This is a genomic window from Lentzea sp. NPDC058450 (assembly GCF_042721395.1).
GTDB lineage: Bacteria > Actinomycetota > Actinomycetes > Mycobacteriales > Pseudonocardiaceae > Lentzea.
This window is the reverse complement of sequence record NZ_JBHXLO010000007.1, coordinates 252,037-272,930: the sequence shown is the minus strand read 5'-3', so window position 1 is coordinate 272,930 and position 20,894 is coordinate 252,037. Positions and strand designations below refer to the sequence as shown.

The following is a 20,894-nucleotide window of genomic DNA, read 5'->3' as shown; positions in this document are numbered from 1 at the left end:
TGTCCGCGAGATCGGCTCAGTGTCGGGATGATGCCCCGGCAGCGGTTGGTCAACTCCCAGGCCGTCCACAGGCCGTGAGACGTCCCAAAGCGTCGAAAACCAGTGGGAACTGTCGAGCGCCAAAACCGCAGCTCAACAGCCATGCAGGCCAAATCCACGCCTACAAGAAATCCTGGCGTTCACAACATCGCCATCTGGCTCGCGATGTACTCCTGACGTTCTCTACCGTCTGGCCGCATGACACGCGTTGTGTGCCAGGCGGTGCGCTGGGTGGGCGAGTCGGTCGAGGTTCGGCTCACCGACGCACGCGGTGTCGTGCGGAGCGCGGTGGAGGACCCGGCGGTGGTCGACCACCGAGGGTGGCTGAGCCTCGGCATCGAGCTTCCCTTCGACATCGAGGTCGCCTGCGACGTCACGGCTTCGGACGGCGACCTGGTCGCGGTCTCCACCCCGTTGCCGTGGGGTGAGGTCGAGGTGACGCCGTACCAGCTCCGCGGTGGCGGTGTCGTCGCGCGGGAGGTCGGCTTCTACGAGTCGGCTGATGAGGTCCGGGCCGCGATGGCAGGCACCGAGCAACCGTGGGAGCGGGACGCGCTGCGGTACCTGGAGCAGGGACACCTCGTCGTGATGCCGATGTCCTGGGTGCCGGATCTGCTCGACCCGGACGGCCCGAGTCTCAACGAGCGCGGTGAGTGGACCGACGGTGTGTGGTTCTGGGACGGCACGGTCGTGCACTACCTGCGTGAGCACCACGTGGCGCTGCCTGACGAGTTCCTCGCGCACATGGCGGCAAACGGGTGGGAGGTGCCGCAGATGACCGATGAGGAGTCGTTGGCGGTCGCCTGCTTGCGCCATCCGTTCCTCGCCGACGACGTGGCGGCTCCGGTCGCCGAGGCGTGACGACCGGAGCCCGTGCGGAGTTCAGCGGCCGCCGCGGGCCATGTGCAGGACGTCCAGGGCCGCGTCCAGCTGCTCCTCGGTCAGCTTTCCCGGCACGTGGCCGCGTTCCAGCACCACCTCGCGGATCGTCTTGCGCTCCTTCAGCGACTGCTTGGCGATCGACGCCGCCTCCTCGTAGCCGATGTAGCGGTTCAGCGGCGTGACGATGGACGGGGACGACTCGGCGTACTCGCGCATCTGGTCCGCGGCGGGCTCGGTGCCGAGGAGGACCTTGTCGGCGAGCAGGCGGGACACCGCGGCCAGCAGGCGGGACGACTCCAGGACGTTGCGGGCGATGACCGGCAGCATCACGTTGAGCTGGAAGTTGCCCTGCGAGCCGGCGAACGCGACGGTGGCGTCGTTGCCGATGATCTGGGCCACGACCATCATCGTCGCTTCGGAGATCACCGGGTTGACCTTGCCCGGCATGATCGAGCTGCCCGGCTGGAGGTCGGGGAGTGCCAGTTCGCCGAGGCCGGTGCGGGGGCCGGAGCCCAGCCAGCGGAGGTCGTTGGCGATCTTGAAGAGTGCCACGGCGGTGGTGCGGAGCTGGCCCGAGATCTCGACGACGCCGTCCTGCGTGGCCTGCGCCTCGAAGTGGTCGCGGGCCTCGGCCAGGGGGAGGTCGGTGGCGGCGGCCAGTTCGGCGGAGACCAGGGCGCCGAACTCGGCCGGGGCGTTCAGGCCGGAGCCGACGGCCGTGCCGCCGATCGGGAGTTCGGCCAGGCGCGGGATCGAGGCCGAGAGGCGTTCCACGGAGTAGCGGACCTGCGACGCCCAGGCGCCCGCTTCCTGGCCCAGCGTGATCGGCACCGCGTCCATGAGGTGGGTGCGGCCGGACTTGACCAGGTCGGACCACTCGGCCGCTCGTGACTCCAGCACGCCGAGGAGGTGCTGCAGCGACGGGATCACGTCGGTCACGACGGCTTCGGTGGCGGCGACGCGGAGGGTCGTCGGGAACGTGTCGTTGGACGACTGCGAGGCGTTGACGTGGTCGTTCGGGTGCACGTCGCGGCCCAGTGTGCGGGTTGCCAGGGTGGCGATGACCTCGTTGGCGTTCATGTTCGAGGACGTGCCGGAGCCCGTCTGGAAGACGTCGACCGGGAAGTGGTCGTCCCACTTGCCGGCGGCGACCTCGTCGGCTGCCAGGGCGATGGCGGACGCGAGGTCCTCGTCGAGGACGCCCAGGCGGGCGTTGGCACGGGCCGCCGCCGCCTTGAGCAGACCCAGGGCACGGATCTGCGCGCGCTCCAGGCCTCGACCGGAAATCGGGAAGTTCTCGACCGCGCGTTGGGTTTGGGCGCGCCACAATGCGTCGACCGGCACGCGGACCTCACCCATCGTGTCGTGCTCGACGCGGTACTCCTGTTCAGACATACCTTCGAGTCTCTATGGTCGATCACAGCACTGCCACCCACCACTGGCAGAAGGGCACCACTCATGGAGCGTGACGTCGACCTCCTCATCGTGGGAGCGGGTCCGACTGGGTTGTTCGCCGCTTATTACGCAGGCTTCCGGGAGATGAACGTCGCGGTCGTGGACGCCCTGCCCGAACCGGGCGGTCAGGTCACCGCGATGTATCCGGAGAAGATGATTTTCGACGTGGCCGGGTTCCCCGCCGTCCGGGGTCGCGACCTCGTCAACGGCCTGGTGGAACAGGCCGGTCAGTTCAAGCCCACCTACCTGCTGGGTCGCCAGGCGCGCACCTGTGAGTCCATTGAGGACGGTCTGCGGATCGGCCTCGCGGACGGGTCCTCGATCACCACGAAGGCCGTGCTGATCACGGCCGGGATGGGCGAGTTCAACCCCAGGCCGCTGCCCGCCGGCGACGGCTGGCTGGGCCGGGGCATGGTGCACTTCGTGCCGGTGCTCGCCGAACACGCGGGCCAGCACGTCGTGATCGTCGGCGGCGGCGACTCCGCGTTCGACTGGGCGCTGGCGCTGCACCCGATCGCCGCGAGCGTCAAGATCGTCCACCGCAGGGCCAACTTCCGCGCGCACGCCGCCACCGTCCGGCAGGTGCGCGAGCTGGGTGTCGAGATCATCACCGACGCCGAGGTGCTCGCGTTGCGCGGCGAGCCGCTGTCCGAAGTGGACATCAAGGTCAAGGGCGGTGACGCGCGGACGTTGCCCGCGCAGACCGTCGTCGCCGCCCTCGGGTTCACCGCCGACCTCGGCCCGATCGAGTCGTGGGGGCTGGAGCTCGACCACCGCGCGGTGCTCGTCGACTCGACCATGAAGACCAAGCTCGACCGGGTCTACGCGGCCGGGGACGTGGCGCAGTACCCCGGGAAGGTCAAGCTGATCGCGACCGGCTTCGGGGAGGCGGCAACTGCGGTCAACAACATCGCGGTGGCGCTCAACCCGTCGGCGCACCTGTTCCCGGGGCACTCCAGCGACGGCACCTGACCTGGGACGTCAGCGGGAAGACAGCGAGCTTCAGTAGCCTGACCAGGTAGCACAATTCCTGGGGGGCTTGTGATTCACGTGTACTGGGCCGACATGGTGCCGGGCATGCCGTGGTGGGCCGGTCCCGTCACGCGTGCCCGCCGCACCGTGTACTGGCAGCCGTTGTCCGATCTGGTCGAACGCCGGGTCAACGCCGCCGTCGACACGTCCCGCTGGGGTTCGGACGTGCTCGTCGAGCTGACGGTGCCGGAGCTGATCGTGCCCGACATCGCGGTGATGCCGGGGTTCGCGGTCGCGCAGCTCGCGTTGCCGGAGGCGCTCAACCGGTCGCGGGACGTCGAGCTGGTCGTGGCGGCGCTGGAGGACGGCGTGCACGGGACCGTCGAACGGGTCGCGCGGCGGCTCGGGCGGCCGTACGAACGCACCCGCGGCGAGCCGGGCAACTTCGAGCACCCGTTGCGGCTGAGCACGCTCGCCGGGCGGTTCGGCGGGACCATCGGGCTGGTCAGGCAGGACGTGGAGGACCTCAACGCCGACGAGGTGCCCTGGGAGGGGCACGAGGGCTGGCGGGTGGTCAGGGCCCGGGACGAACCGGCCGGTCGGCCCGTGTCCGATGTGGACTTCAGTGCGGTGGACGTGCCGGTGCTGCTGGACGACCTGTCCGCGGAGCCGGCGACGGGGCTGATCGTGGTCGGGAAGGAACTCGAACGGCTCACGGGCTGGTTGCCGAACGGTCTCGCCGGGCGCGTCTCGGTCCTGGGACGCGATGATGGGTGCTGGTGGGCGGCGATCGGCTGAGGAGACGTGCATGACCCGGTGGAAGCTGGTCGCGGTGCTGGCCGCGGTGACCGCGCTCGGGGGATGCTCTCCCGCTCAGTCCTGGGCGGTGAAGCTCACGCCCACGGGGTTGCCGCAGTTCGTCGACACCGGGTGTGACGCGCCGCCGGTGGCCTCCATGGCCGTCGACGCGGGTGGCAAGGAGATCTGGCGGCTCGAGTTCGGGCAGCCGGCGAAGATCGGCGAGGTCACCGTCGGCCAGAAGCCCGAGGGTGCGCAGGAGAAGGTCGCCTGGCAGCCGCCGAAGGGCGACCAGAAGCTGAAGCTCGACGTGCGCCGCTCTGGCGGTGACGCGAAGACCGTCGAGTTCACGCTGGACGGCCTGAAGGACGGCAAGGTCGGGTTCGACGGCGACTACCTCACCGCAGAGGAGTTCGCGAAGGAACGCGGGACGTGCTGACGGGCCCGGCCGCGCACGGCCGGGCCCGTCGAACGGGAGAACCTACGGAAGCACCTGCACCTGTTCGCCGACCATCAGGTTGTCGTAGAAGACGACCGACGCGTCCATCGGCATCCGGATGCAGCCGTGCGACTGGACCGCCGTGTCACCCCGGTGGAACGCGATGCCGGTCGTGGTGAAGTACACCGCGTTCGGCATCGGGCCGTTGTAGGGGACGCTCCAGTCGTTCTTCACCTTGCGCAGCACCGAGAACGTGCCCACCGGGGTCTCGTACCCCGGCTTGCCGTGGCTGATGGTCACCGGCCCGTAGCTCACGTTGCCGTTGAAGACCAGCCACGCCTGGTTGGAGTGCTTCTCCAGGCACGCTCCGTTGTGGACGGTACATCCCGCCTGAGCCTGTGCGGGAACAGCAAAGCCGAGGATCAGGAGCACCGTCGCGATCAGAACTCGCATCTCTCATCACCCCTCAGTAGTGGGATAACCACGTTGGGGTGACTTCAATCACCGACTTATGGAAGAACCTGGACGCGCTCGCCGGGGAAGAGGTTGTTGTAGAAGACCTCGGAGTCGTTCCAGGAGAGCCGGACGCAGCCGTGCGACTGGGAGTTCAGGTCGCCCTGGTGGAACGCGATGCCGTCGGTCGTGAAGTAGACCGAGTTGGGCATCGGGCCGTTGTAGGGAACGCTCCAGTCGTTCTTCACCTTGCGCAGCACCGGGAAGTTGCCCACGGGCGTGCCGAAACCGGGCTTGCCGTGGCTGATCCGGACCGGGCCGTAGCTCGTCACGCCGTTGGTGACGAGCCACGCGAGGTTCGAGTGCTTCTGCACGCACGCTCCGTTGTGGACGGTGCAGCCGGAAGCGTGTGCGGGGGCAGCGAAACTAAGCAGGAACAAGGCCGCTACGGCCAGGGCTCTCATGAATGGTGATCATGAGACCACCTGGACGGTCTCGCCAATCGAGAGGTTGGTGAAGTAGTACTGCGCCGCCTGCGGGTCGAGGTGGATGCAGCCGTGCGACGGCACGTCCAGCTCGCCCTCGTGGAACGCGATGCCGCTCTCGGTGAAGTACGTCGACCACGGCATCGGCGCGTTGTACGGCCGGCTCCACTCGTCCTTCACCTTGCGCAGCACCGGGAAGTTGCCGAGCGGCGTCTCGAAGCCCTTGCGGCCGTGCGTGATCGGCTTCGGTCCGTAGACGATCTTGTCGCCCCGGACGATCCAGGTCTGGTTCGTAGAGAGCTGGATGCAGGCGCCGTCGCTGATCGTGCACGGAGTGGGCTTCACGACGGGCGGAGGAGGCGGCGGCGGGGGAGGGGTTTCCGACGAAGTCGAAGGCGGCGTCGAAGGAGCTGAGGGAGCTGACGAGACCGACGAAGGCGGTGCCGACGTCGGTGTTTCGGCCTGGACGTTGCTCTGCGCGCACCCCGCGAGCGACAACAACGCGACCGCTGCGACCACCATCCGCATGGCCCACCCCCTGGTTGTTCCATCCCTTGCCGAAGTAGACGACGGGAGGATCACTCAGGTTGCAACGCGGAGGCCCGCCTCCCATAACGGTTGGGAGACGGGCCTCGGGAACGCGCTTACCTGGTTACAGGCCGCCGACGTTCGTGTTGATCCACGAGCGGTAGTACGCCACGTCGACGTAGATCGACGGAGCCTGGGCGCAGTTCGCGCCACCGCCGGAGCGGCTGGTCGCGCCGATGAGCTCCCAGCGGCCGCCGACCGACTTCACCTGCGGGCCACCCGAGTCGCCGTAGCAGGCGCCCTTGTTGCCACCGGTGTTGTTGGTGCAGATCTCCGAGACGGCGCTGATGCCGGAGCAACGGCTGTCCGCGACGATCGAGGTGTTGAGCTCCTGCAGGGTCACCGGGGCACCACACGCGCCGCGGACCGGGCAGGTCTGGCCCCAGCCGATGATGCGGGTGGCCGTGCCGACCGCGCCCGACGAGGTCGGGATCGTGATCGGGGCCTGGCTGACCGAGGTGTTGAGCTGCACGACCGCGAGGTCCGCGGACGGGTGCAGGATGATCCGCGACGCACCGGTCGTGGTGCCGCCGCTGGTGCGGTTCGTCGTGCCGATCCGGGTGCGGATCGAGGCAGCCGAGGAGCCCTGGACGCAGTGCTTCGCCGTCACGACCCAGTTGGCCTTGACCAGCGAAGCGCCACAGAAGTGGCTGCCGGAGGTGCTCTGCAGGGAGACCATGAACGGGTAGACCTGCGAGGCGTTGGTGCCACCGACGATCATCGGCGAGACCTCGCCGTCGGCGGTGGGAGCCGGTGCCGCAGCCGCAGCGGTGACCGTGGCGAGCAGGGCGCCCGCGGCCACGACGATTGCGGAGAACAACGAACGTGCCCTCATCGTTGAGTTTCCTTTCCTGAACCCGGCGCAGGGTTGCCGGGGTCAGGAGGGAAGTTATGGACGAAGGTCACACTGTCACTAGGGTCACTCGTCTGGTCACTGAGCGTTCACAGTTCACAGTGAATGGGACGATTACGGCAAAGGCTGCTGAACGTCCTCGGGCAGGTCGAAGTCGACCGAGGCGTATTCGCGCAGCTTGTGGAGGCTGTGGAAGCCGTCGATCATGCGGACCGTGCCGGACTTGGAGCGCATGACGATCGACTGCGTCGTGCAGCCGCCGGCGCGGTAGTGCACGCCGCGCAGAAGGTCACCATCGGTCACGCCGGTCGCGCAGAAGAAGACGTTGTCGCCACTCACAAGATCGTTCGTGGTGAGCACGCGGGACAGGTCGTGGCCCGCGCCGATCGCCTTCTCGCGCTCCTCGTCGTCCTTGGGCCACAACCGGCCCTGAATGGCGCCACCGACGCACTTGAGAGCCGCCGCCGCGATGATGCCCTCGGGAGTGCCGCCGATGCCCACGAGCATGTCCACGCCCGACGTGGGGCGCGCGGCGGCGATCGCACCGGCCACGTCGCCGTCGGAGATGAAGTGGATGCGCGCGCCCGCGGCCCGGACGTCGCGCACGATGCTCTCGTGCCGCGGCCGGTCGAGGATGCACACGTTCACGTCCGAGACGTCGCTGTGCTTGGCCTTCGCGACGCGCCGGATGTTCTCGGCGAGCGGCGCGGTGATGTCGATGACGTCGGCCGCCTCCGGGCCCACCGCGAGCTTCTCCATGTAGAACACGGCGGACGGGTCGAACATCGCGCCGCGCTCGGCGACCGCGAGCACCGCCAGCGCGTTCGGCATTCCCTTGGCCATCAACGTGGTGCCGTCGATCGGGTCGACCGCGACGTCGCAGTCGGGGCCCTCGCCGTTGCCCACTTCCTCACCGTTGAACAGCATGGGCGCCTCGTCCTTCTCGCCCTCGCCGATCACCACCACACCGCGCATCGAGACGGTGTGGATGAGCTTGCGCATCGCGTCGACGGCCGCGCCGTCACCGCCGTTCTTGTCGCCGCGTCCCACCCACCGGCCCGCGGCCATCGCCGCCGCCTCGGTGACGCGCACGAGCTCCAATGCCAGGTTCCGGTCGGGGGCTTCGCGACGTCGTTCCGCGGGGGTGTTCACCATTGCGCGCCTCCATGCGATTACTCAGCGTGCCGGATTTTGTGATCGGCAGCTGAATCCTTGCACGGGATCACGCGTCCGAAACGTCCTCCTCGACGACAGCCAGAGCTGCATCGATTCGCTCGCGCGCACCGGCGAGATGCTGCTCACAAGTCTTGGCGAGCGCTTCACCGCGTTCCCACAACGCGAGGGAGTCCTCCAGTGACAGGCCACCGGCCTCGAGCTTGCGGACCACCTCGACCAGCTCGTCGCGGGCGGCTTCGTAACCGAGTGTTTCCGAACTCACGCGGATTGACTCCTCAGACGGCTCAGCACGGTCGCGACGGCCAGGTCGTAGCCGACCAGCGCCTCCGCGAACTCCTCGCCGTCACCCTCTCGCACCGCCTCGTCGATGAGCGCCTCGGCCTCCGCGACGCGCCGGTACTGCACGGTGCCCGCGGTCGCCTCGCTCAGGTCGTGCAACGTCAGGATCAGCGTGCGGCGGCTCTGCGTGTCGCAGTCGCCCACCATCGCCGTCCAGCACTCCGCCGCGGCCCGGTTCGCCGCCTCCGCCTTCGTCCGCAGGCCAGAGCCGCAGGAACCCGCCGCCTCCAGGGTGAGGGGCAGGAACACGGCATCACGCATCATCGGTACCTCCCCCTTCCAGGTTGGTGACAGTCGCCTGCACTGCTCCGTCAACGACGCGTACCCGCAGCTGTGTTCCGCTCGGCGCGTCCGCGACAGAACGCAACACGCCGTCAGGCCCATCAGGTGTGACGAGTTGCACAACGGCGTATCCGCGGGCCAGCGTGGCGGCTGGTCCGAGGGTCGTCAAGCGGGCTTTGGTCCCGGAGAGGTGGACGTCCTCCCGATCGAGTCGTTGCGTGACGGCCCTGCGACCCTGGTCGCGAAAACGCTTCACTTCTTCGGAACGGCGCTCCAACGGTCCATAAGGGTCCGAAAGTACTGGTCGGGACCTCAAGGAGTCGAGCAATCGGCGTTCCCGATCAACCCAGCCGTGCAACGCGCGCCGGCCGCGATCGCGCATCTGCCGGACGCGTTCACTCTCTTCAGCGACATCCGGAACCACCCGTTTGCCAGCGTCGGTCGGAGTCGAACATCGCACGTCAGCGACGTGGTCGAGCAGCGGAGTGTCCGGTTCGTGGCCGATCGCCGACAGCACCGGCGTGCGGCACTGGGCGACCGCGCGGCACAGCGCCTCGTCGGAGAACGGCAGCAGGTCCTCCACGCTGCCGCCGCCGCGGGCGATGATGATCACGTCGCACTCGGGGTCGCGTTCCAAAGTGGACAGCGCGGTCATCACCTGGGTCACCGCGGTCGGGCCCTGCACGGCGACGTTGATGACGCGGAAGTGCGCACCGGGCCACCGGTTTCGGGCGTTCGTGAGCACGTCCCGCTCCGCCGCCGACGCCCTGCCGGTGATGAGCCCGATCTTGGCCGGCAGGAACGGGGGACGGCGCTTGCGGCGCGGGTCGAACAGGCCCTCGGCGTGCAGCAGCTTGCGCAGCCGTTCGATGCGCGCCAGCAGCTCGCCGATGCCGACCGCGCGGATCTCGTCCGCCCGCAACGAGAGCGTGCCCCGGTTCGGGTAGAAGCTGATCTTGCCGTGCACGATGACCCGGCTGCCCTCGGTGAGCTGCAGCTCGCGCACCAGCGACGAGTTGGCGGTGATCGACATCGACATGTCGACGCTCGCGTCGCGCAACGTCAGGAAGGCCGTGGAGCTGCGCGCGTTGAGCTGCGTGACCTGGCCCTCGACCCAGACGTCGCCGAGCCGGTTGATCCAGTCGAGCAGCTTGCGGGCGACCGTCCGCACCGGCCAGGGGTTCTCCGGCGTGGATTTTGCTTCACTCACGATTGCGCTTTGACCGTCGCAATCCGGCGGTTGAGCATCCCCACGAACTCAGGCCGCGACTCGTGCGCCTTCTCGTAGCGCAGGAGCTCTTCGAGCTGGTCGACGTCGAGGTTGCGCAACCGCGCGCGCAGCTGTGCGATCGACAGCTCCTCGTAGGTCGGCAGGAACTCGGGCGCCTCGGCGACGATGGCCCGTTCCTCTTCCTCCCACGGGTCGTCCGCCGAAGCGTCGTCCGCGGGAGTTTCCTGAGAAGTCGTGACGGGCGTCTCGTCCTCGTCGAAGGTCGCCCACTCCGGTTCCTCCTCGGCCGGCCTCAGTCCGGAGAGGACGTCGTCGCCCTTGATGGCGAGTTCGGTCACATGCTGCTGCACGCGCATGGACAGCTGCATCGCCTCGCTGACCACCGTCAACGGGAGTCCGGCGAGCTGCTGGGGCAGCCTGCGGGCCTGTTCGAGGGCGGTCACCGCGAGGCCGGCGGCGACGCGAACACCCAAAGGCAGTGGCTTCATGGTCCTAAGCCTGCCGCAACTGCACGTCGAATGCCTAGGAAGCGGGCTGGGTACCCTGGAGCCATGCCCAAGCGAGTCCTGTTGGCGAAGCCGCGTGGTTACTGCGCGGGCGTTGATCGTGCCGTCGAGACGGTCGAGCTCGCCCTCGAGAAGTACGGCGCACCTGTCTACGTGCGCAAGGAGATCGTCCACAACAAGTACGTCGTGGAGACGTTGTCCGACCGCGGCGCCATCTTCGTCAACGAGACCGACGAGGTTCCTGAGGGCGCGCTCGTCGTGTTCTCAGCCCACGGCGTGTCGCCCGCGGTGCACGCGGAGGCGGAACAGCGTTCGTTGCGCACGATCGACGCCACCTGCCCGTTGGTGACGAAGGTCCACAAAGAAGCGGTGCGCTTCGCCAAGGAGGACTACGACATCCTCCTGATCGGCCACGAGGGGCACGAGGAGGTCGAGGGCACCGCCGGTGAGGCGCCGGACCACGTCCAGCTCGTCGACACCGCCGAGGACGCCGCGAACGTTCAGGTGCGCGACCCCAACAAGGTCATCTGGCTGTCCCAGACCACGCTCTCGGTCGACGAGACGATGGTGCGCGTCCGGCAGCTCAAGGACCGCTTCCCCGACTTGCAGGACCCGCCGTCCGACGACATCTGCTACGCCACCTCGAACCGCCAGACCGCGGTGAAGACGATGGCGCCGTCGTGCGACCTGGTGCTCGTCGTGGGTTCCAAGAACTCCTCCAACTCGGTCCGCCTGGTCGAGGTCGCGCTGCAGCACGGTTCCAAGGCCGCGTACCTGATCGACTACGCCAAGGAGGTCGACCTGGCGTGGCTCGAGGGCGTCGAGACCGTCGGCGTCACCTCCGGCGCGTCCGTGCCGGACCTGCTGGTGATGGAACTGCTGAAGTTCCTGGCGACGCACGGCTTCGGTGAGGTCGAGGAGATCACGACGGCGAACGAGCGCATCACGTTCTCGCTGCCGCGCGAGCTCCGCAAGGACCTCGTCCGCTAGGTGTTCGAGCGGTCGGCACCGTCCGGCCGCTCACCCGAGTGTCGTCAGCGCCTTGTCGACGTCGAGCTGCCACACGAGCAGTGCGTCGGCGGCCGCTGAAACCACCGCACGGCCGTCGGGCATCCACGCGACGTGCGTGACGCCCTCGGCGTGGCCGCGCAATGTCGCCCACGCCTGTGTGGTGTTCACGTCCCAGACGACGACGGTCTTGTCGTTGCCGCCGCTCGCGATCCGTGAAGAGTCGGGGCTGAACGCCAACGCGCCGACCGTTCCCGTGTGGCCGCGCAGCTCGCCCTTCTTCTTCCACGTCTCGGTGTCCCACAGCAGCACGACGCCGTCATCGCCTGCTGTTGCCAGCGTGCGTTGGTCGGGGGACATCGCGAGCGCGCGCACCGGTCCTTCGTGCACCGCGCCGAGGTTGAAGTCGTCGTCGGTCCGGACGTCCTTGATGACCACGAGACCCCACTCGGTGCCGAGCACGATCTCCCGGTCGGTGCGGCCGAACGCGGCCGCCGTCGGGGGACCTTCCTTCGTGGTGTCGATGGTCTTGGCGGTGTCGGTGAGCACCGTCGCCGTCCGGCTGGCGCCCGCGTAGAGCAGGCCGCCGCCGAACGCGAGCGCGGCGGGCGGGAAGCCGTCGCCGCTCGTGGTGTCGAGCCGGCCGTCGGACGTGCGGCGCACCGCCGCTATCTCGGTGCCGCCCGAGGTCGCGAGCTGCCTGCGGTCGGGGCTGAAGCAGGCGAGCGCACGGCCGGGCGCGCCCGTCGTGATCCGGCTGAGGCTGCGCAACGCCGTGTCGCGGCGTTCGATCACGCCCGCCTCGTCGAACGTGAGCACGCTGCCGTCGCGGTCGATCGCGAGCGCCCGCACCGCGTGCGCGGACGCGACCGGCACGGCGCTGCGCGGCAGCACCCGCAAGGTCGTGCCCGCGCTCCAGACGAGCCTGCCGTCGCGGGTGAAGGCGATCTCCGACGTCGTGGTGTCGACGCGGATCGGCGGCAACGCGGCGTCGTGCACGACGTCCCACAGCTTGACCTGTGTGTCGCCGGATCCCGCCACGGCGAGGACGGTGCGGTCGGCGCTCACGGCCGTGGTGAGCCACCCGCTCGGAGGGGTCAGTGAACGGACGGGGGTGCCGGTCCTCGTGTTCCACAGCCGCAGGTCGTCCTCGACCGTGGCGATGGCGAGCAGGCCCCCGTGCAGCAGTTTCGCCGTGCGGACCTCGGTGCCGAGATCGAACCCGCCGGTGCGTTGGCCGGTCTTGAGGCTCCACAGCGACACGGACCTGCCGCTGCTGGTGACGAGCGTGTCGTCGTAGGCGTCCCACCAGAGCGACTCGGGACCTACCGGTATTTCGGTGCGGAGTGTGCGCGCCTGCACGTCCCAGACCTGTCTGCCGATGACCACCGCACGGCCGTCGTCGATGAACCACGCCCTGCCCCACTCGCCGGACTCGCGCAGGACGACGGGCTCCGCGACGGGGGAGGAGTGCAGCGTGACGCGGCCCTCGGCGTCGGCGACGACGACGCGTCCGTCCGGCGCGAAGTCCAGGCCGACCACCTGGTCGTCCGGGCGCAGGACGGTGACGGGCGCGAGCGTGGTGGAGTCGTAGAGGGGTGCTCCGGTCTGGGACGTCACGCCGAGGACGCCGTTGCCGATCCTGAGTCCGGTGCCCGCGACCGGCTTCGTCTCGCGCTGGCGGCCCGCCGCGACGCTCAGCACCTGGCTGCGGGCCTCCCTGGTCGGCGGCGGTGCGGAAGGCCTCGGCGGCGGTGCGGGCGGCCTCGTCCGGGTTGCTCTGCAGCAGCGCGGCCGAGAGGGCGGCGAGCTGCTGCGACTGCGTGACGAGCCCGAGGCGTTCGATCTCGCGTCGTTGCTGGGTGGCCGTGACGGCGCTGATGCTCGCCGTGAGGACCAGCGCGACCAGCGCGGTCGCCGCGAGGCGCAGGCGGCGGGTGCGGCGGCGGGCGAGGTTCTCCGAGGCGGCCAGGAAGGCCTGCTCGGTGCTCGTGAGGACGGTGTCGCCGCGGGCCGCCCAGTCGAGGACCTCGGCGAGCCTGACGGTCTGGTAGAGCGCGCCGGAGTCGCGGTCGAGCTCCTGCCACGTGCGGGCGGCGTCGGTGAGCCTGCGGTGCGTGCGGAGGCCTTCGCGGTCCTCGTCCAGCCACGTCGCCAGGCGGGGCCAGGCCCGGAACAACGCCTCGTGCGTGACCGCGACGGTGTGCTCGTCGACGGTGATGAGACGGGCGTCGGCGAGGGCGTCGAGGACCTCCTCGCCCACGACCTCCTGGCGCGGGACGGGCCGTTTCGTCTCGTTGGTGCTCAGGCGCAGCAGGAGCTGCTTCGCGAGGTGCAGCTGGTAGCCGCTCAGACTCGCGAACGCCGCCTCCGCGCTCTGCGCCAGCGCTCCCTGGATGCCGCCCGCCGCCTGGTACCCGGCGAGCGTGAGGATGGTGCCGCGCTTGCGGTGCCACGTCTCCACCAGGGCGTGGCTGACCAGCGGCAACACTCCGCTGCGCCCGCTCGCCTCCGCGATCAGCGTGGTCAGCAGGGCGCCCTCGACCACACAGCCGACCTTCGCCGCGGGCCGGGTGATCGCGCGCCGCAGCTCGTCGGGCGTCATCGTGCCGATCAGGACCTGGGCGTCGGTGAGCGCCTCGGCCAGCGCCGCGTGCTGCGAGCAGTGCGGGTAGAAGTCGGACCTGACCGCGATCGCCGTCTTGCACGGAGCGGCCAGCAGCCGGTCGAGGAACGCCTCGCGCCGCACCGGGTCGTCGCACAGCGTGAAGAGCTCTTCGAACTGGTCGACGATCAGCAGGTCGGGGTCGCGGTCCAGCGCCTCGGCGAGCGCCGCGTCCGGATCGGTGCCGGGGGTGCAGGTGACCGGGTGCGTGAAGTGCGCCCCCAGACCTGCCTTGAGCAGCGAGGACTTGCCTTCGCCCGACGCTCCGAAGACGGCGAGGAAGTCGTGCGTCTCCAGTCGGTGCTTCAGCGCGTTGGTGAGTTTCTCGCGGCCGAAGAAGCGGTCCGCGTCCTCTCTCGTGAACTCGCTCAGGCCCACGTACGGCGACGGGCTGGTCTTGGAGAGCACGCAACTCTCGTTGACCTCGTGCCAGCGTTGCGTCCACGTCTGCTCGTCACCGCCGCACGCGCGTACGTAGGCGAGCGTGACGTCCAGACCGGGCAGTTTGCGGCCGCCGGCGGCGTCGGACAGCGTCGTGACGGAGAAGTGCGCGCGTCGGGCGAGCTCCCGGTAGGTCGGGGTGCCCGCGTCGGAGCGGAGCCGGCGCAGATCCCTCGCGAACCGCAGCAACGGGCTGTCGCCCTCGTCCAGTGGACGTTCTCCCCTAGGCATCGCACTCATGCTGGCAGAGTGCTGCGGTTCTCCCAGGCAGTTGTTCCGACCTCGTTGTTCGCGGTTCGGGGAGTGGCCGCGAACAACGCAGGCCGTGTCCCGAAAGTCTCGTCAGGCGACAGCAGCGGGTCTCTCGCCCGCGTCTGTCACCGGACGAACTTTCGGGACACGGCCTAGCGGTCGTCGCGGGGCGGGCGGGGCCTGCGCTGGCCGGCGGGGCGTTCGCCGCGGGCACCGTCCGGGCGGGGACGGCGAGCGGGCGCGCCCTCGGGACGCGGGCGGCGCGGACGGTCGTCGTCGGACCGCTCGGGACGCTCGGCGCGCTCCGGGCGGGGGCGGCGCGGGCGTTCCTCGCGCGGGGCGTCCTCGTCGGCGTCCTCACGCGGGCGGCGGGTCGGCCTGGACCGTTCCTTGATCTCCGCCTTGGCCTCGCGGACCTCGTCCTTGGACGGCCGGTTCGGGTCCTTCTGCAGGAAGATGCGCAGGATGCCGAGGCCGACCGTGACGATCGTGGTGACGGCCATGACCGGGAAGCTGTCGATCAACGGCTTGCCCAGGCCGAGCGCCATGGCGGACAGGCCGCCCTTCGCGACGCCGCCGGTGAGGAGCACGAGGGTCGGCACGGTCGCGGCGAGCACCAGCGGCGGCTGCACCATCGGCCCGAAGAGGCTGCGGCGCTGCACCAGCAGGATCGCGGCCAGCGCGCCGGCGAAGAACACGACGTTGAACGTCCAGCCGACGGTCTTGCTGGAGTTGATGTCGATGAACGCGCCGACGAACGCCGGGACCAGGGCCGCCAGGATGGCCGCCCACCAGGGGATGCCCTTGAACTCCCCGAAGAGGGCCCGGTAGTTCCACGGGACCGCGTCGTAGTCTTCGACGTCGTCATCGAAGGCTGCCGAACGCTCGCGCAACTCATTCACGAGGCACACGGTAGCCGTTCGGCCATTCGGTGTTCGTCAGTCCGTTCGTTTCTCACCCAGAAGCAACCTGTACGCACACTGCGTGCGTTTTAAGCGGACTGTTCGTCCGCCCTTCGGACCAGAGGAAGGGGCGTGGGGGTGGCGGAAGCGTCCGTCAGCGGCTCCACGCTCGCCCGGAAACCCTCCAGCGCCTCCAGTTCGCGGCGCCTCGCCGACAGGAACCGCTGCAGGTGCGTGGTGGACAGGTTGACGGCCTCGATGGCGCTGTCGGCGGCCCGGTTCGCGCGGCCAGCGGACAGCCTGACCTGCTCGACGTCCTCGGCCAGCGCGCGTTCGGTCACCGCGAACATCGCGCTCGACGCGATCACCGCGAACCCCGTCGGGCCGCACAGGAAGACGCGGCGGTCGAGCAGCCAGCGCAGCAGTTCGGGATCGGTGTCGAGGGCCGCGACGACCGCGCCGTCGTTGGGGACGAACATGATCGTGCCGTAGATGGCGTCGGCCCAGCGCTGGTAGCCCTTGCCGGCCAGTTCGGCGGCACGCGAACGGATGTTGCGGACGTGCACCCTCAGGGCGTCCTGGCGTTCCTGCGGGTCGTCGGTCTCGACGGCCTCGGCCCAGGTGGCCATGGACATCTTCGAGTCGACCGGGACCGCGCGGCCGCCGCCCACGTTCAGCACCATGTCGGGCCGGACGGAGCCACCGCCCGCCACGTCCGTCTGGAGCGTGTAGTGGAGGTTCTCCCTCAGGCCGAGCGCGCGCGCCGTTTCGACGAGCACCTGTTCGCCCAGTTCGCCGCGTCCGGAAACGCTGGAGAACGCCACTTCGTAGCGTTGGAGTGCCTGCTGCTGGGAGTCGTAGCGCGCGCGTTCCGTGCTGATGGCCTGGAGCGCCTCGTCGGTGCGCCGGACGCTGTCCTGGTAGAGGCGCCAGACGAACAGCAGCGCCCCGGCACTGACGAGCGCCAGGACGATCAGGGCGGTGATGATCACTGCGGTCACGGCACCGATGATGCTCCCCCAGAGATGTTGAACTCGATCGGGTGACACGCCGGGAACCCTCCCGGAGTTTTGTCGGACCCCGTCTCTACGGTTGGTGCCATGCGGATCCTGCACACCTCCGACTGGCACGTGGGACGGACGTTCCACGGCCGCGACCTGCTCGTGGAGCAGGAGTCGGTGCTGGGCGGCCTCGCTGACCTGGTGTCTTCCGAGAAGGTCGACGTCGTCGTCATCTCCGGCGACCTGTACGACCGGGCGGTGCCCTCGGCGGACGCGGTGGCGTTGTGCGCGCGGGTGCTCATGCGGATCCGGGCGGCCGGGGCGCGGATCGTGATCACCCCGGGCAACCACGACTCGGCGGCGCGGATCGGGGTGTTCGGGGAGTTCGCGGCGGCGGGCGGGCTGCACCTGCGCACGCAGATCTCGTTGCTGGACAAGCCCGTCGAGCTGGAGGACGAGCACGGGCCGGTGGCGGTGTACGGGATCCCGTTCCTGGAACCGGAGCCGGCGCGGCACGTGCTCGGGGTGGCCGAGAAGGGGCACGCGCCCGTACTCGGCGAGGCCATGAAGCGGATTCGCGCCGACCTGGCATCGCGCGAGGCCCGTTCGGTGGTGCTGGCGCACGCTTTCGTGACCGGAGGGGCGCCTTCGGAGTCCGAGCGCACCATCGCGGTGGGCGGTGTGCAGGACGTGTCGATGCAGGTGTTCGCGGGCGTCGACTACGTGGCGCTGGGGCATCTGCACGGGCCGCAGACGCTGGCGGAGAACCTGCGGTATTCGGGTTCGCCACTGGCGTACTCGTTCTCCGAGGCGCGGCACCGCAAGTCGGTGTGGCTGGTGGAGCTGGACGCCGGTGGGCTCGTCGGCGTGGAACGGCGGGATCTGCCGGTGCCGCGGCAGCTGGCGGTGGTGTCGGGGACGCTGGCCTCGGTGCTGGAGGATCCGGCGCACACGCCGCTGGAGGACCACTTCCTGTCGGTGGTGCTGACGGACCAGGTCCGGCCGATGGACGCGTTGCGGCAGTTGCAGAAGCGCTTCGAACACGCGGTGCACGTGGAGTGGCGCCCGGACCAGGGCCCGCAGCACGACATGACCTACGCGGAACGGGTGCGCGGCCGTTCTGACGAGGAAGTGGCCTGCTGCTTCGTGTCGGACGCCCGCGGCTCCGAGCCCACCGAGTCCGAGCAGGCGTTGTTGCGCGAGGCGTTCGCGTCGGTGGCGAGGGAGAAGAGGCAGTGAGACTTCATCGCCTTGAGCTGACCGCGTTCGGGCCGTACGCGGGGACCGAGGTCGTCGACTTCGACGAACTGGGTGCGGACGGGCTGTTCCTGCTGCACGGCGACACGGGCGCGGGCAAGACGACGCTGCTCGACGCGGTGGCTTTCGCGTTGTTCAACAAGGTTCCCGGTGCACGCGGAGACGTGAAGAAGCTCCGGTGCGACTACGCCGATCCGCAGCGGCCGACCGAGGTCTCGCTGGAGCTCACGGTGCAGGGGCGGCGGTTCAGGATCGTCCGCTCACCGGAGTTCGACCGGCCGAAGAAGCGCGGGTCCGGAGGTTTCACGACCCAGCCCGCGAAGTGCTCGCTGACCTGGCTCGAGGGCTGGGACGGCGAGGGCCTCACCCGCATCGACGACGTGGCGCAAGCGGTCGACAGCATGCTCGGCATGTCGCACGACCAGTTCTTCCAGGTCGTGCTGCTGCCGCAGGGGGAGTTCGCCCGCTTCCTGCGCTCGGACACGGCCGAACGCGAGGTGCTGCTGGAGAAGCTCTTCGGCACCGGGCGCTTCCTGGACGTCGAGAAGTGGTTCCGGGACAGGCGCGTCGCGGCCGGCCGGGCGCTGGACGAACGCCGCCAGGTCGCGTCGGAACTGGTGCAGCGCGTGGCCGAGGCCGCCGGCGAGGAGCCGTCGTCCGAGCCGGGCTGGCTCGACTCCGTGCTGGAGCGGCTCTCCTCCGCCGCGGCCGCGGCCGCGGCGCTGTCGGAGGAGACCGCGGGCGTGGCCGACGGAGCCGAGGCGATGCTGGCCCAGTCCCGGGTGCAGGCCGAGCAGCTCCGGCGCGCCCGTGAGGCACGTGCGCAGCTGGCCCGCGTGGAGGCGGCGGACTCCGCGTCGTGGTTCGCCGAGCGCGACGCGGCCCGCCGCGCGAGCCCGGTCGGCCCGGCGTACGGCGAGATCGCCAAGCTGCAGGAGACCTACAAGTTCGCCGGGCGGGACGAGGCCCGAGCGGCGGAGTCGCTGGCGGGCCTCGGATACACGGGGTCGTCGTTGCGGGAGGACGCCGAGCGCTTCCGCGAGGAGGCGGGCGGCCTGGGAGAGCTGGCCGCCGAGGCTGAACGCCAGCAGGCAGACAAACGCAGGCTCTCGGTGCTGAAGGACTCCTCGTACAAGGTCGAACGCCGCCTGCTGGCGCTGAACGCCGAACTGGACGTGCTCCCGGAACGCGTGGCCCAGTGCCGCCTCCAGCTCGACGCGGCCGCCGAGGCCTCCGCGCGCCTGGAGTCCCTGAAGTCCAGGGCCGACGCCGCCCTGGCCCTCCCGGACGCCACGGATGCGTTGGAACGCACCAAGAAGGCCGTGCGCGAGGCGATCGACGTCCACCAGAAGGCCAAGGACGTCCTCCAGCAGGTCCGGCACCAGCGCCTGGAGAACATGGCGATCGAGTTGGCGGCGGCTCTCAAACGCGGAAAGCCTTGCGCCGTCTGCGGTTCGCCCTCCCACCCGGCTCCCGCGCAGCCGATGCTGGGCGGGGTGGAAGCGAGCGACGAGGACGACGCGGCGGCCGAGGAACAGGTGGCGCTGGACCGGCGCACCGAGGCCGAGAGGGTCGCCCACAGCGCCGAACTGCGCATCCAGGCCTGTTGGGAGGCCCTGGGTTCGGACGAGCCGGCCGTTGTCGTCGCCGAGTACCGCACAGCCCTGGACCTGGCCCGGACGCGGGCGCAGCGGCAGACCGAGTTCGTCGCCCTGGAGGGCAAGACGCGCGAACTGGGCGCGGAGAAGGCCCAGGTGGAGCAGGAGTTGGTGGTCCTGCGCACCGAACACGCCTCGCTGGTGGTCGTGGTCGAGGACCGGGGCGCCCGGCTGGACAAGGCCCGCGGTGACCACGAGGACGTGCTGACCCGGCGCGACCACCTGCTGCGCCTGGCGAAGGCGCTGGTGGACCTGGCCGATCGCCGCTCTGCCCGCGAGGCCGCCGCCGCGCGCGTCGAAGAGCAGCGAACGCGGGTCGCCGCCCTCGCCACCGAGGCGGGATTCGCGGACGTGGACGCCGCCAAGGCCGCGGCCCGATCGCCCGAGAAGCTGCAGGCGCTGGACGAGTGGATCACCTCGTGGGAACGCGCCCGCGCCTCCGCGCTGGCGACGCTGGAGGAGCTGGCCGGGGTCGACCCGGACACCGAGGTGGACCTGGGCGAGGTGACGGAGGTGTGGTCGGCGGCGCGTGCCGCCGCGTCCTCCGCCGCGACGGCCCGGCACCGCGCCCAGGAGGCGTTCGACCGGGTCGGTCAGCTGGCCGTGCGGTTGCGCGCCGAGTGGAAGTCCCTGGAACCGCTGGAGACGGCCTACGCGGAGCTCGTCGGGCTGAGTGACGTGATCAACGGTTCCGGGCAGAACGCCAAGAGGATGACGCTGCGGTCGTACGTGCTCGCGGCCCGGCTGGAGGAGGTCGCGGTCGCGGCCTCCGCCCGGCTGCACCGGATGAGCCAGGGGCGGTACGGCTTCGTGCACTCCGACTCCGCCAGTTCCAAGGGAACCCGCAAGGTCGGGTTGAGCCTCGACGTCCTGGACGACTACTCGGGCCGGGCGCGCCCGGCGAAGACGTTGTCGGGCGGTGAGTCGTTCCTGGCGTCGTTGTCGCTGGCTCTCGGGCTGGCCGACGTCGTCGCCAACGAGACCGGCGGCGCGCTGCTCGACACCCTGTTCATCGACGAGGGCTTCGGCACGCTCGACTCGGACACGCTCGACATGGTGATGAACACGCTGGACGAACTGCGCGCGGGCGGGCGGGTCGTCGGGCTCGTGTCCCACGTGGAGGAATTGCGGCAGCGCATTCCCACCCGGTTGAGGGTGCGCAAGGCGCGTTCCGGGTCCACGTTGGAGGTCTCGCTCGGTTAGCCTCGGCCG

General features: G+C 69.9%; 20 protein-coding genes and 1 pseudogene. 7 read left to right on the top strand and 14 right to left on the bottom strand.

Annotated features, from left to right (window positions below; genetic code table 11):
- The first annotated feature begins 237 nt into the window (after positions 1 to 237).
- Positions 238 to 900 (top strand): hypothetical protein, encoded by a 663-nt coding sequence (locus ACFWNN_RS14435; protein WP_382440353.1) that lies wholly within the window; start codon positions 238 to 240, stop codon positions 898 to 900.
- Positions 901 to 921: 21 nt separating this feature from the next.
- Here the strand turns inward: ACFWNN_RS14435 and ACFWNN_RS14430 are convergent, their stop codons facing one another.
- Positions 922 to 2,316, bottom strand: a complete 1,395-nt coding sequence (locus tag ACFWNN_RS14430) for a class II fumarate hydratase (protein ID WP_382440352.1) — start codon at positions 2,314 to 2,316, stop codon at positions 922 to 924.
- 63 nt (positions 2,317 to 2,379) lie between these two features.
- On the opposite strand from ACFWNN_RS14430, the gene ACFWNN_RS14425 reads away from it, so the two are divergent.
- The 3 genes from ACFWNN_RS14425 (at position 2,380) to ACFWNN_RS14415 (ending at position 4,585) form a co-directional block, all read left to right on the top strand.
- Entirely contained in the window at positions 2,380 to 3,348 is a 969-nt protein-coding gene (locus ACFWNN_RS14425; protein ID WP_382440351.1) for an NAD(P)/FAD-dependent oxidoreductase, read from the top strand.
- A 69-nt stretch (positions 3,349 to 3,417) separates the two neighbouring features.
- Positions 3,418 to 4,146: a hypothetical protein gene (locus ACFWNN_RS14420; protein ID WP_382440350.1), complete on the top strand. Its 729-nt coding sequence runs from the start codon at positions 3,418 to 3,420 to the stop codon at positions 4,144 to 4,146.
- Positions 4,147 to 4,156: 10 nt separating this feature from the next.
- Positions 4,157 to 4,585 (top strand): hypothetical protein, encoded by a 429-nt coding sequence (locus ACFWNN_RS14415; protein WP_382440349.1) that lies wholly within the window; start codon positions 4,157 to 4,159, stop codon positions 4,583 to 4,585.
- Positions 4,586 to 4,627: 42 nt separating this feature from the next.
- On the opposite strand, the gene ACFWNN_RS14410 is transcribed toward ACFWNN_RS14415, so the two are convergent.
- The 9 genes from ACFWNN_RS14410 to ACFWNN_RS14370 all read right to left on the bottom strand — a co-directional run bounded on the left by ACFWNN_RS14410 (position 4,628) and on the right by ACFWNN_RS14370 (position 10,480).
- Positions 4,628 to 5,038 (bottom strand): L,D-transpeptidase, encoded by a 411-nt coding sequence (locus ACFWNN_RS14410; RefSeq protein ID WP_382440348.1) that lies wholly within the window; start codon positions 5,036 to 5,038, stop codon positions 4,628 to 4,630.
- A gap of 56 nt (positions 5,039 to 5,094) precedes the next feature.
- Positions 5,095 to 5,412 carry a L,D-transpeptidase gene (locus ACFWNN_RS14405; protein ID WP_382440347.1) on the bottom strand — a complete coding sequence of 106 codons (318 nt, stop codon included), beginning with the start codon at positions 5,410 to 5,412 and terminating at the stop codon, positions 5,095 to 5,097.
- 99 nt (positions 5,413 to 5,511) lie between these two features.
- Positions 5,512 to 5,868, bottom strand: a complete 357-nt coding sequence (locus tag ACFWNN_RS14400) for a L,D-transpeptidase (protein WP_382440346.1) — start codon at positions 5,866 to 5,868, stop codon at positions 5,512 to 5,514.
- Between the two features lie 307 nt (positions 5,869 to 6,175).
- Entirely contained in the window at positions 6,176 to 6,946 is a 771-nt protein-coding gene (locus tag ACFWNN_RS14395) for a S1 family peptidase (RefSeq protein ID WP_382440345.1), read from the bottom strand.
- 132 nt (positions 6,947 to 7,078) lie between these two features.
- Positions 7,079 to 8,119, bottom strand: coding sequence for a class II fructose-bisphosphatase (gene glpX, locus ACFWNN_RS14390; RefSeq protein ID WP_382440344.1), 1,041 nt, complete (start codon positions 8,117 to 8,119; stop codon positions 7,079 to 7,081).
- A 67-nt stretch (positions 8,120 to 8,186) separates the two neighbouring features.
- Positions 8,187 to 8,402, bottom strand: coding sequence for an exodeoxyribonuclease VII small subunit (locus tag ACFWNN_RS14385; protein WP_090099824.1), 216 nt, complete (start codon positions 8,400 to 8,402; stop codon positions 8,187 to 8,189).
- The gene (locus ACFWNN_RS14380; RefSeq protein ID WP_382440343.1) at positions 8,399 to 8,743 is read right to left on the bottom strand and encodes a sugar ABC transporter substrate-binding protein; all 345 of its coding nucleotides are present in this window, start codon (positions 8,741 to 8,743) and stop codon (positions 8,399 to 8,401) included. Before ACFWNN_RS14380 ends, ACFWNN_RS14385 begins: the two co-directional genes overlap by 4 nt.
- A complete protein-coding gene (gene xseA / locus ACFWNN_RS14375) occupies positions 8,733 to 9,971 on the bottom strand; it encodes an exodeoxyribonuclease VII large subunit (RefSeq protein WP_382440342.1) in 1,239 nt (412 codons plus the stop codon). The genes ACFWNN_RS14380 and xseA overlap by 11 nt, the downstream gene beginning before the upstream one ends.
- Positions 9,968 to 10,480, bottom strand: coding sequence for a lipid droplet-associated protein (locus ACFWNN_RS14370; RefSeq protein WP_382440341.1), 513 nt, complete (start codon positions 10,478 to 10,480; stop codon positions 9,968 to 9,970). Before ACFWNN_RS14370 ends, xseA begins: the two co-directional genes overlap by 4 nt.
- 63 nt (positions 10,481 to 10,543) lie before the next feature.
- On the opposite strand from ACFWNN_RS14370, the gene ACFWNN_RS14365 reads away from it, so the two are divergent.
- On the top strand, positions 10,544 to 11,488 hold the full coding sequence (locus tag ACFWNN_RS14365) for a 4-hydroxy-3-methylbut-2-enyl diphosphate reductase (protein ID WP_382440340.1): 945 nt from the start codon (positions 10,544 to 10,546) through the stop codon (positions 11,486 to 11,488).
- Between the two features lie 30 nt (positions 11,489 to 11,518).
- On the opposite strand, the gene ACFWNN_RS14360 is transcribed toward ACFWNN_RS14365, so the two are convergent.
- The 4 genes and pseudogenes from ACFWNN_RS14360 to ACFWNN_RS14345 all read right to left on the bottom strand — a co-directional run bounded on the left by ACFWNN_RS14360 (position 11,519) and on the right by ACFWNN_RS14345 (position 16,767).
- A complete protein-coding gene (locus ACFWNN_RS14360; RefSeq protein WP_382440339.1) occupies positions 11,519 to 13,210 on the bottom strand; it encodes a WD40 repeat domain-containing protein in 1,692 nt (563 codons plus the stop codon).
- A 418-nt stretch (positions 13,211 to 13,628) separates the two neighbouring features.
- Positions 13,629 to 14,843 (bottom strand): annotated as a pseudogene (locus ACFWNN_RS14355) (helix-turn-helix domain-containing protein); the annotation flags it as partial.
- 173 nt (positions 14,844 to 15,016) lie between these two features.
- Positions 15,017 to 15,766 carry a DUF6542 domain-containing protein gene (locus ACFWNN_RS14350; RefSeq protein ID WP_382440338.1) on the bottom strand — a complete coding sequence of 250 codons (750 nt, stop codon included), beginning with the start codon at positions 15,764 to 15,766 and terminating at the stop codon, positions 15,017 to 15,019.
- Between the two features lie 89 nt (positions 15,767 to 15,855).
- Positions 15,856 to 16,767 (bottom strand): DNA recombination protein RmuC, encoded by a 912-nt coding sequence (locus ACFWNN_RS14345; RefSeq protein ID WP_382440337.1) that lies wholly within the window; start codon positions 16,765 to 16,767, stop codon positions 15,856 to 15,858.
- Positions 16,768 to 16,866: 99 nt separating this feature from the next.
- On the opposite strand from ACFWNN_RS14345, the gene ACFWNN_RS14340 reads away from it, so the two are divergent.
- Both ACFWNN_RS14340 and ACFWNN_RS14335 read left to right on the top strand, forming a co-directional pair.
- Complete coding sequence (locus ACFWNN_RS14340) at positions 16,867 to 18,006, top strand: exonuclease SbcCD subunit D (protein ID WP_382440336.1); 1,140 nt, start codon at positions 16,867 to 16,869, stop codon at positions 18,004 to 18,006.
- Positions 18,003 to 20,885, top strand: a complete 2,883-nt coding sequence (locus tag ACFWNN_RS14335; protein ID WP_382440335.1) for an AAA family ATPase — start codon at positions 18,003 to 18,005, stop codon at positions 20,883 to 20,885. The genes ACFWNN_RS14340 and ACFWNN_RS14335 overlap by 4 nt, the downstream gene beginning before the upstream one ends.
- Positions 20,886 to 20,894 lie beyond the last annotated feature (9 nt).